This is a genomic window from Spirosoma utsteinense, from assembly GCF_014282275.1.
Lineage (GTDB): Bacteria > Bacteroidota > Bacteroidia > Cytophagales > Spirosomataceae > Spirosoma > Spirosoma utsteinense.
Window position 1 is genome coordinate 17980 of the sequence record NZ_VFIA01000054.1, and the last position, 9871, is coordinate 27850.

At 53.4% G+C, this 9871-nt stretch carries 8 protein-coding genes; 2 read left to right on the forward strand and 6 right to left on the reverse strand.

Annotated elements, in window-relative coordinates; all coding sequences use genetic code 11:
• Window positions 1-36 precede the first annotated feature (36 nt).
• Complete coding sequence (queG, locus tag FH603_RS25020) at window positions 37-1011, reverse strand: tRNA epoxyqueuosine(34) reductase QueG (protein ID WP_186741417.1); 975 nt, start codon at window positions 1009-1011, stop codon at window positions 37-39.
• 315 nt (window positions 1012-1326) lie between these two features.
• Between queG and FH603_RS25025 the strand changes: the two genes are divergently transcribed.
• The gene (locus FH603_RS25025; protein ID WP_186741420.1) at window positions 1327-1947 is read left to right on the forward strand and encodes a nucleotide exchange factor GrpE; all 621 of its coding nucleotides are present in this window, start codon (window positions 1327-1329) and stop codon (window positions 1945-1947) included.
• A 95-nt stretch (window positions 1948-2042) separates the two neighbouring features.
• Entirely contained in the window at window positions 2043-3212 is a 1170-nt protein-coding gene (gene dnaJ, locus FH603_RS25030; protein WP_186741422.1) for a molecular chaperone DnaJ, read from the forward strand.
• A 130-nt stretch (window positions 3213-3342) separates the two neighbouring features.
• On the opposite strand, the gene FH603_RS25035 is transcribed toward dnaJ, so the two are convergent.
• The 5 genes from FH603_RS25035 to FH603_RS25050 form a co-directional block, all read right to left on the reverse strand.
• Window positions 3343-4920, reverse strand: coding sequence for a DHA2 family efflux MFS transporter permease subunit (locus FH603_RS25035; RefSeq protein WP_186741424.1), 1578 nt, complete (start codon window positions 4918-4920; stop codon window positions 3343-3345).
• Window positions 4921-5158: 238 nt separating this feature from the next.
• Window positions 5159-8113, reverse strand: coding sequence for a glycosyltransferase family 117 protein (locus FH603_RS25040; protein ID WP_186741426.1), 2955 nt, complete (start codon window positions 8111-8113; stop codon window positions 5159-5161).
• 277 nt (window positions 8114-8390) lie between these two features.
• Window positions 8391-9269 carry a bifunctional 5,10-methylenetetrahydrofolate dehydrogenase/5,10-methenyltetrahydrofolate cyclohydrolase gene (locus tag FH603_RS25045; RefSeq protein WP_186741428.1) on the reverse strand — a complete coding sequence of 293 codons (879 nt, stop codon included), beginning with the start codon at window positions 9267-9269 and terminating at the stop codon, window positions 8391-8393.
• A 102-nt stretch (window positions 9270-9371) separates the two neighbouring features.
• Window positions 9372-9503 carry a DUF4385 family protein gene (locus FH603_RS29335; protein WP_394366408.1) on the reverse strand — a complete coding sequence of 44 codons (132 nt, stop codon included), beginning with the start codon at window positions 9501-9503 and terminating at the stop codon, window positions 9372-9374.
• Window positions 9497-9760: an HNH endonuclease gene (locus FH603_RS25050; RefSeq protein ID WP_186741430.1), complete on the reverse strand. Its 264-nt coding sequence runs from the start codon at window positions 9758-9760 to the stop codon at window positions 9497-9499. The genes FH603_RS29335 and FH603_RS25050 overlap by 7 nt, the downstream gene beginning before the upstream one ends.
• Window positions 9761-9871 lie beyond the last annotated feature (111 nt).

Here is a 9871-nt window from a genome sequence, read left to right on the forward strand (position 1 = left end):
ACCAGCGGCTCCGGACTAAAGCAACAAACCAATATGTCATCCTGTTTGACCGTCATCCGGCTTATTAGGTTCTGGTAGAGCAGGCTGGCTGAAGGCCACGTTGCGCTGTAGTCCGGCCAGTTTGGTACGTTTTACTGCCGACCGCCGGAAGACCTCCCGAAAGACGTCCTCCGTGATTTCTTCCCAATCGGTTCGGGTAAACGTCGCCAGATCGGGATGGGGATCGAAGGCGGGGGTTTTGTGGGGCCGGGCAAACCGGTTCCAGGGGCATACATCCTGGCAGATATCGCAGCCGAAGACCCAGTTGTCGAACTGACCCCGGACTTCGCCGGGAATGGCTTCTTTCAGCTCGATCGTGAAATAGGAAATACATTTACTGCCATCCACTACGTAAGGACCGACGATGGCTTCGGTGGGGCAGGCGTCAATGCAGCGGGTACAGGTGCCGCAATAGTCGGTGATAGGCCCGTCGGGCTCCAGGTCGAGGTCAAGGATCAGTTCAGCGATGAAAAAGAAGGAGCCGATCGACCGGTTGATGAGGTTCGAATGTTTGCCAACCCAACCCAGACCGGCTCGCCGGGCCCATGCTTTGTCCATCACCGGGGCCGAGTCGACGAAGGCGCGTCCGCCAACCTCTCCGATTTCGGCCTGTATGTAGTTCATCAGGCTGTTGAGCTTGTCTTTAATGACAAAATGATAGTCTTCCCCGTACGCATACTTCGATAGCTTGTAATCGGCCTCGCCCTCGGGCAGGCGCTGGGCGGGGTAGTAGTTGAGCAGCATCGTCACGACCGATTTCGCGCCGTCGACCAGTAACCGCGGGTCGAGCCGTTTGTCGAAGTGGTTGGCCATGTAATTCATCTGGCCATGCATGCCATTCTTCAGCCAGGTTTCCAGTAAGGGGGCTTCTTCTTCCAGAAAGTCGGCGTTGGCGATACCACAAAAATCGAAGCCCAGCTCCTGTGCTTTGGCCTTGATAAGCTGGGCATAACGCGCTTTGGATGAATGCATAGGATGATGTATCCCGGACGGCCACGTCCGGGTGAGAATAGGTTCTGTTTACACCCGGACGTGGCCGTCCGGGATACTACCGTCCAGGATTTATCAGGCTACTCAACTGCACGAAATTCAGAACGATGTAAAACTCTATTCAGATTCGTTGTACGGGATAAACAGAAAGAAACAGCTAAAAAATTCGTCATTCTCCGCACCAGGCCTTAAATGTTCAGGGTCAGGAATGTGCCAAGTTGGCAGTCAGCGTGGTTTTGGCCGGTGTTTTGCCCATCTTTGCATATGAATTTCTGGAAGAGAAATAGTAGTTCATCAATGGAAAATAAAGACACAACGGACCACAAACAGTCCACTGATACCCAATTGCCTGACAACCTGACTGCTGACGCTCCCCAGGCGTCTACCGACGAACTAACGACCGACGAAGCGGTAACTGTCAACGGCGGAGAGCCGACCGACGATAACGACGAGCCGGTAGCTCAGGAAGCCGTCGTTGATTCGTCCAGCCGCGAGATCGCCGAACTTAAAGACAAGTACCTGCGTCTATATGCTGATTTTGAGAACTTCCGTCGGCGTACGGCCAAGGAAAAACTCGAACTCATCAGCAATGCCAATGAAGGGGTCTTGCAGGCGCTGATTCCGGTTGTCGACGATTTTGAGCGGGCGATGCAGTCCATCGAAAATACCAATGATGTTACGGCCCTGAAAGAAGGCGTTTCGCTCATTTATACCAAGTTGTACAAAACGCTGGAAGGCAAAGGGCTGAAGCCCATGGTTTCGAAAGGTGAGCCTTTCAATGCTGACCTTCATGAGTCGGTAACACAGTTCCCGGCACCTTCCGACGACCTCAAAGGCAAGGTGATCGACGAAATAGAAAAAGGATACTATCTGAATGACAAGGTTATTCGGTTTGCAAAAGTGATTGTAGGAAGCTAACATAATGATTGAATGAAGCGAATGACTGAAGGAAAGAACAGGCTGTCAAGTGCTATTCTCTCATTCAGTCATTCGATCATTCAGCATTGAAAGATATGGCAACGAAGCGCGATTATTACGAGATACTGGGCGTCGATAAGAACGTCTCGGCGGAGGATTTGAAAAAAGCCTATCGCAAGATGGCTATCAAATACCATCCGGATAAAAACCCCGACGATCCTACCGCCGAGGAGAAGTTCAAGGAAGCCGCCGAGGCCTACGATGTACTGAACGACGCGAACAAAAAAGCCCGATACGACCAGTTTGGTCATGCCGGTATGGCGGGGGCTGCGGGGGGCGGGGGCTATGGCCCCGGCGGTCCGTCGATGGAAGATATTTTCAGCCAGTTTGGCGATGTATTCGGCGACGATTCCCCATTCGGTGGCTTCTTCCGGGGAGCTCAGGGTGGCGGTGGCCAGCGCCAACGCGTTCGGCGGGGTTCTGACCTGCGCATTAAACTCAAGCTGAACCTGCAGGAAATCGCCAATGGCGTTGAGAAAAAAATAAAGGTCAAGCGACACGTGTCCTGTACGACCTGCGGAGGCAACGGTTCTAAAAATGGTACCGCTGTGCAGACCTGCTCGACTTGTAGTGGTACCGGGCAGACGCGTAAGGTCGTCAACACCATGCTCGGCCAGATGGTATCGACGAGTACCTGTCCAACCTGTAATGGCGAAGGTAAACTGGTGACCGACCGCTGCGACGTTTGTTTCGGCGAAGGTCGTGTGCTGCAGGAGGACGTTATTCCCATTAAAATTCCTGCCGGTGTATCGGAAGGTATTCAACTGTCGGTAGGTGGCAAAGGAAATGTCCCTCCCCGCGGTGGTGTGGCGGGCGATCTGCTCATCGTTGTTGAGGAAGAAGAGGATGCCGACCTCAAGCGCGATGGTAGCAACGTGGTGTTCGACTTGTATATCAACTTTGTCGATGCCGCCATTGGTACAAGCGTCGAGGTGCCAACGATCGACGGCAAGGCCCGCATTACGCTCGAAGCGGGAACACAAAGCGGCAAGATGCTGCGCCTGAAAGGCAAAGGCATCAAGGAACTGAACGGGTATGGCCGGGGCGATCAGATCGTTCATGTCAACGTGTGGACCCCAAAAATGCTGTCGGCTGAAGAGCGCTCTATCCTGGAGAAACTGCGTAACTCACCGAACTTCCAGCCACGTCCTAACAAGAATGAAAAAGGATTCTTCGACAAAATGAAGGATTTCTTCCACGGTTGATTTGACCGGTTATTTCTGTTTAACCACAAAAAAGCCTCTGTCATCATTGACGGAGGCTTTTTTGTTGAATCTGGCCGGCCAGGATACTACCGGCCAGGATACCTGAAATCCTGAATAGGTAAGACGATAATCAATGGGCTTCCAACATGGCCTGAGCGGCCAGAGCTATCTCGGCGGCCGATTTCTTCTTTGTCCGCAGGAAATAAACCAGCGGCAGAATGAGGAGGAAAAAGAGGCCAACCAACCGGAACGTGTCCAGATAAGCCAGCAGGTAAGCCTGCTTATCGACAGCCAGATCAATCAGTTTATAAGCCCGGGCACTGGCGCCACCCAGTAGGTTCAGGCGCTCGGTAAGCAAAGGGTTGGACGGGTCCAGATTGCTGACCAGATCGTATCGATGCTGGGCATAGCTACGGGTAACGAAGGTGTTAGCCAGCGCAATACCGAACGCGCCACCCAACTGGCGAATCATATTGTTGAGGGCGATTGCCGATGGGAAGTCCTGGGGTGGCAGGCCTGCCACCGCCTGGTTGATGAGTGGTAACTGCAGCATGGTAACGCCCAGAACCCGCATCATCTGCGGCCAGAAAAAATCCCACTGGTCAGCCTGACCATTCAGGGTGCCGCTGTAAAAACCAAACACGACAAACGTACACATACCAACAATGATAAACGGCAGCGGAGACGCGCCGACGGACAGGCGTTTACCGATAAGCGGGAACAGCGGAATACCAACCAGCGTAGGCCAGAGCAGGGAAATACCCGTCATCGTGGGCGAAAAGCCGTTGATACGCTGCACCAGTACCGGGTACACAAATACGGACGTGAACAGCCCGAGGCCTGCCACAAAGCTGAAAATAGTAGTTACGCCAAGTGTCCCCTTACCCAGCACCCGCAGGTTGACCACCGGGTGCGCGGTGGTTAGTTGCCGCCAGACGAACCCTACCAGTCCTACGACAGCGGTGAACGTTAGCGCCACAATGGTATTTGACTCGAACCAGTCGTCAGACTGCCCTTTCTCCAGTACGTACTGCAAAGAGCCTACGCCGACGGCCAGTAGGGAAATTCCGAGGTAATCGATCTTGATCTGACTCTTCCGCGTGCCTTCACCGGGCTTTTTGGCAATGTATAGAATGGTCATCAGGGTTGCCAGAATACCAATCGGTACGTTGACATAGAAAATGTACGACCAGTGGTAATTGTCGACGATGATACCACCCAGAAATGGCCCCAGGGTCGGCCCAAGGATAATACCCATACCAAAAATACCGGAAGCTACTCCTCGTTTTGCCGGAGGAAAGGCATCGAAAATGATGCCCTGCGAGGTAGAAAGCAGGGCTCCTCCACCTATGCCCTGAATGAAACGCCAGAATACCAGTTCCCACAAACTTGTTGAGCTGGCGCAGAAGTAAGAAGCGATAGTAAACAGAATGATGGACCCCACGTAGTACCGTTTCCGCCCGAAGTAATCGCCCAGGAACCCGGTCATGGGTATGATGATGACATTGGCTATGGCATAGGACGTTACTACCCAGGCCACATCTTCGATGGTTGCCCCTAAGGCACCGGAAATTTCGTTGAGGGCTACGTTGACGATCGTGACGTCAATAAGCTCCATAACGGCGGCCGAAATGGCCGTGAAGACAATAATAAAGCGAATAAAACCCGTTGGCACGGCGGGTGAAGTGGCGGAAAGATTTGCCTCCATAAGTGAGTGAACAGGGAGATGAATTATCGGAGTTAGTGGCTGAACGCATAGATAGTCAATTAGGTTTACTATATGCGTAAAAAAATAACCGACAATCTCTTCACGCCGGGGTGCCTGTCAGCGTCTCAGGCGTGGTAGCCGGGCAACCGATTATCCCTATACGCCAGTCAGCCCCGGAAACACGTTGGTTTCCGGGGCTGACTGGCGTTTGAATTCAGCGAAAACCTAACCAGCTCAATCAACCGAATGTGTTGATATGCTTCTGGAAGATGGCCTCGTATTTATTGGCAGCTGCCGTTTGCTTAGCTTCTTTGCACGCTTCCACAATGGTTTGCAGCACATACAGATCAGCATCCGGGCTGCCAAAACGACCATTGCCCGATTTAGCATAGGTCAGGTTCTGGTCAGCGCGCTTAGCCATGGTTTCGGCAATGTCGAGCGCCCGTTTCGTATCGCCTACGCTGAAGTAAAACCGGACGTAGTTCGACGAGATCTGGTCGTAAGGAATGCTCTTGTCGGGAATGACCTTCAGCGAGTAATCCAGCACTTCTTTCGCTTTAGCGGGTTTTTCTTCCCGGATAAACTGGTCGGCCAGCCGGAAGAACGCAATGCGGGCTGAGATAACCGGTGGTCCTTTGTAGGTCTCATCATAGTACACATCCGGATTGTCGAACTCACGCCAGAACGTCTTCTTGGTCATGTTGGTATACATGATGTCGGAGTTGACATACCCGTCCGACGCGCCCGGAACCGCAACCGGCATCAGTCGGTAGGCGTACCCTTCCAGCTGCATGTAATTTTTCAGACTCAGGTAGTTGTCGCTGGCGAGGGTGCTCGAGAAGTAGATCGGCCGCTTCCAGTTGTTGGTTGCGATCATGTCGAGCATGATCAGATCCGGTTTGTAGAGATCCTTCTTGCCAATGGTCCACTGCAGCGTATCTTTCATAAAGGGCTTCAGTGCCGCCGGTACGAAGTTGGCCTTGTCGATGGCCGCTTTGTCAATGGGCAGGAACAACACCGACGAAGGCAGTACGCTGGTCATGTCGCCATTGGTCAGCGGCACCTGAATGGCGGGGCTACTGGTTCTGATCAGGTTGATGTACTGTTTCAGGTCGATACCGTTTTTTACGCCCGGTACTTCATAAAACGGTACGATGTCGTTCTTGCCCTTGTTGAACTGGTCGAATTCGAGCGAGATGGGCAGTGCCTCCGATTCGTAGGTCTTGCGCTTCATCTGCTGGATGTACCATTCGGTACCGAGCAGACTCAGGTTACACACCCGCACGTCGCGCCGGAAACCTTCTACTTCCTGAACATACCAGAGCGGGAAGGTATCGTTGTCGCCACCGGTGAAGAGAATGGCGTTCGGCGCGCAGGAGTTGAGCAGGTTCTTGGCAAAATCGACCGACTGATAGCGGTTGTCGCGGTTGTGGTTGTCCCAGCTTTTGGCACCCATCATAACCGGAACGAGCAAACACAGCCCTACGACCAGGCCATTACGGGTCGTGTCCGACTTGAGGTAGGTTCGCAAGCCTTCGGCGATGGACATTACGCCCAGGCCTAGCCAGATGGCGAAGAAATAGAAGGAGCCGACGTAGATATAATCCCGTTCGCGGGGTTCCGAGGGCGGGGAGTTCAGGAAGATCTGCAATGCAATGCCGGTAAACAGGAAGAGCAGGCCCACGATCAGGAAATCGCGCCGACGGCGGAAATACTGGAAGGCGATGCCGAACAGGCCCAGCATGAAGGGCAGCATGTAAAAGTTGTCGCGGGCTTTATTGGCCTTCAGCAGGTCGGGGATACCCTCATCCGACGACCAGGGCAGCAGGTAGCCAGCGCCTTCTTCGTCACTCTCACGCCCGGTGAAGTTCCACATCAGGTAGCGCCACCACATGTGGCCCAGCTGATGACTGAAGAGAAACTTGAGGTTGTCGCCCATCGTAGGCTTCTGTCCTTCGGCCAGACCCAGCATCTGCCGGTATAACTGCGGGTGATTCTGCTGACTGCTGTATACGCGGGGGAACAGCATCTCATCGCCGGGGGCGTAGATATATTCTGGCTGGTGGTCGAACACAACATATTTGCTGCCTTCTTTTTTCCACATCGGAGCGCCCTGTTTCTGATCGATCGGGCGGGCCGTAAAGACCGGGCCATAGAGCAGCGACCGGCTACCGTACTGCTCCCGGCGCAGGTATGACAGGAAGTTCAGCGCATCGTCGGGTTTATTCTCGTTGATGGGCGGGTTGAAGTCAGCCCGCACCAGCACCTGCATGTACGACGCGTAACCGATCAGGACGAACGCCAGTGCCAGCATCGACGTGTTGAGGATAGCCCGCTTTTGCCGGGCCGACCAGATGACACCGTAGGTTACGGCACCGAGGAAGATCACGACGAAGAACGCCATCCCCGAGTTGAACGGAAGCCCCAAGATGTTGACGAAGAACCGTTCTACGGCAAAAGCCATCCCCGGCAACCCCGGAATGATCCCCGAGTTGATAATGCCCAGGATCACCATACCCACGCCGAAGGCAGCCGCACCACCCCAGAAGGTTGGCTTCGGGTATTTCTTGAAGTAATAGATCAGCGCCAGCGCGGGTAGCGTGACGAGGTTCAGTAAGTGAACCCCGATGGAGAGCCCTGTCAGGTAGGCAATGAAAATCAACCAGCGGTTGGCGGCTGCTTCATCTTCAATACGTTCCCACTTGAAAGCCGCCCATACGACAATAGCCGTAAAAAACGACGACATACCGTACACTTCGGCTTCGACGGCCGAAAACCAGAATGTGTCGGAGAAGGTGTAGGCTAGCGCACCCACAGCACCGGTACCAATGACGAGCAGTGTATCGGCCGTGGAGAACTCGCTTTCCGGCCGGCCGAGCAGTTTCTGAGCCAGCATCGTGATGGTCCAGAACAGGAAGGCAATGGTAAACGCACTGGCCAGCACCGATCCCATGTTAACCCAGTAGGCTACATTGGTCAGGTTGCCGAACGAAAACATGGAAAATATCCGGCCTAACAGCAGGAAGAACGGCGCACCGGGCGGGTGAGGTACCTGGAGTTTGAACGAACACGCAATGAACTCGCCACAATCCCAGAAACTGGCTGTTCGCTCAACGGTCATCGTGTAGGTAAACAGCGCGACAGCGAAGACAAGCCAGCCTGTTAGGATGTTCAGGCGTTTGAATGAGGGCATACGAGTGGAGATTAGCGTAACACAGGTTTCAGCCTGTTTTAATGGATACGGACACAAGCAGGTTGAAACCTGCCTGGATTAATGGTCAAAAATACGCAAAAAACAGCCCGTCCGGGTTGGGGCGGGCTGTTAAAGTTTGTTAAGGATGGCAATTACCGGAAACGCACGGATGTGTAAATATCCAAATCGATCATGGATGAAACGTTCAATTGTTTATCGGCCGTATACGTAAGAATAGCGTTAAAACGGAATGGCGTGAACGGCTGGATCATTGTCCTCAGTACACTTCCCGCCGGGCGGCTTTCAGGGTATTCTGCATCAGGGAGCAGATCGTCATGAGACCAACGCCACCCGGAACGGGGGTAATGAAACTCGCTTTAGGCGCTACCTCATCGAACTTTACGTCGCCTTTGAGGGCGAAGCCGCTTTTCTTGCTGGCGTCGGGTACACGCTCCAGACCTACATCGATGACGACAGCCCCTTCCTTGACCATGTCGCCGGTGATGAACTCAGGGCGGCCAAGGGCAGCAATCAGGATATCGGCGGAGCGGCAGATTTCGGCGAGGTTCTGGGTCCGGCTGTGGGTAAGCGTTACGGTGCAGTTGCCGGGATACGTGTTGCGCTGCATCAGGATCGACATCGGCAGCCCCACGATCTGGCTGCGGCCTACCACCACGCAGTGCTTACCAGCGGTTTTGATGTCGTACCGCTTTATCATTTCCAGCACACCCTGGGGGGTTGCCGAGACATAGGCCGGTAAGCCTTTAGCCATACGGCCAATGTTGATCGGGTGAAACCCGTCTACATCTTTAGCCGGGTCGATGGTTTCCATGACGCGGTCGGGGTTGATGTGGTCGGGGAGGGGGAGTTGCACGATCAGGCCGTCCATGTCGGGGTTTTCGTTGACCTCGCGGACCTTGTCGAGCAGTTCGGCTTCGGTCACCGTGGGTTCGAACCGGATCAGGGTGGACGCCATCCCGACCTCTTCGCAGCTTTTCATTTTAGAGGCTACGTAGGTTTCCGACGCCCCTTTGGTGCCAACCAGAATGGCTACGAGATGCGGAATCTTACCGCCCTGCTCGCGTATTTGCGCGACTTCAGCCGCGATTTCGAGTTTGATTTGTGCCGAAAGGAATTTGCCGTCAAGGAGTTGCATAATCTGGGTAGGTCGCTATGTGTTGGGCGCGTATCTGGGTGCAGCATATTGGTACTGCTACTAACAGGTGCAAAGATACACGGCAATAGCAGAACGGGCCAGTTATCCGTACCGCAGCTGCCACTCCTTTTTGAGTTGGCTGTACTCGGCGTCCTGCCGGGCTTCGAGGTATTTGGCGTAAAGAATCCGGGCTGATTCTGCTTTAACAGGGTCTTTCTGACGGGCTACTAAAATACGGCTTCGTCGTCACCATATATGGCTATTATCTCTTTAGCCCATATTATTAAATCCTTTACACGTCCACCAATGGGCTGATTGGTGGACCATAATTCTAAATTGTCTATGCGATTGTCTTGCCTTTGAGCATTCTTATGATGGACTTGCTCATCAGTTAATAAAGTCCTCCCGAGCTTTTCAGACATTATCAGGCGATGCTCAAAAATTCTTCCCGTTTTGGATGTAACGAAGGGGTGGCCTTTACGGTCAAGCATAATAGACTTGTTGCAATGGCATAATTTTGCTTTATGAATCTCTCAATTAAGGCTTTAAAAACTGACCGCCAATGGCGGTCGGCCACCGGTTTAGACCATCAACGCTTCGCT